Here is a 735-nt window from a genome sequence, read left to right as displayed (position 1 = left end):
TCGTTCGATGCTGACGGCAGCATTAGCGACTTTAATTACCAATCACTTACGATTAACCTGGTCACCAGAAACCATTGCGGCCGCTTATAACTTGAGCACTGCGTCAATTTATAATTGGCTTAATCGTGGCTGGCTCCCCTTCAAATTGACTGATCTACCCAATCGGAATGTCCGCCAGCACCGAGTGAGCGAAAATCGTGGGAAATTTACAAGTGGGACTTCCATCGAACAACGGCCAACAACTGTTAATCAACGGTTAGCTTTTGGTCATTGGGAAGTAGATACGGTGCTTTCTAGTCGAAGTGAGTCACGATCATGTCTGGTTACATTCGTAGAACGTAAGACCCGACTTCTATGGGCCATCAAAGCCCCTAATAGAACGGCTAAGGCTCTAAACACCGCCTTTGGCAAGTTTATGGGGGCCTTCGGTCCCCAAGTAAAATCCATTACTGTTGATCATGGTAAAGAGTTTGCCAATTATCAGGCCTTAGAACAGGATTATCAGATCAAAGTTTATTTTTGCCATCCATATTCACCATGGGAGCGAGGTTCCAATGAATATTTTAATAGACGGTTACGCTGGTTCTTCCCGAAAAAGACCAATTTTAGCCAAGTAACGACTGATGAGATCCTAGCAGCACTTGAACTAATTAATCAACGACCATTAAAAATACATCATCAACAGACTGCCATTGAAAGATTCCGGGCTTGTTCGGATTAAACTTGTAATTTGCC

At 43.5% G+C, this 735-nt stretch carries 1 protein-coding gene; it reads left to right on the top strand.

Going from position 1 to position 735, the window contains the following annotated elements:
* On the top strand, positions 1-721 hold a 721-nt coding region (locus tag ACYT32_RS12360), incomplete at its 5' end, for an IS30-like element ISLsa1 family transposase (RefSeq protein ID WP_461793476.1).
* Positions 722-735 lie beyond the last annotated feature (14 nt).

This window comes from Companilactobacillus sp. FL22-3 (assembly GCF_054881455.1).
The sequence above is the reverse complement of the archived record's forward strand: the minus strand, read 5'-3'. Positions and strand labels throughout refer to the sequence as shown.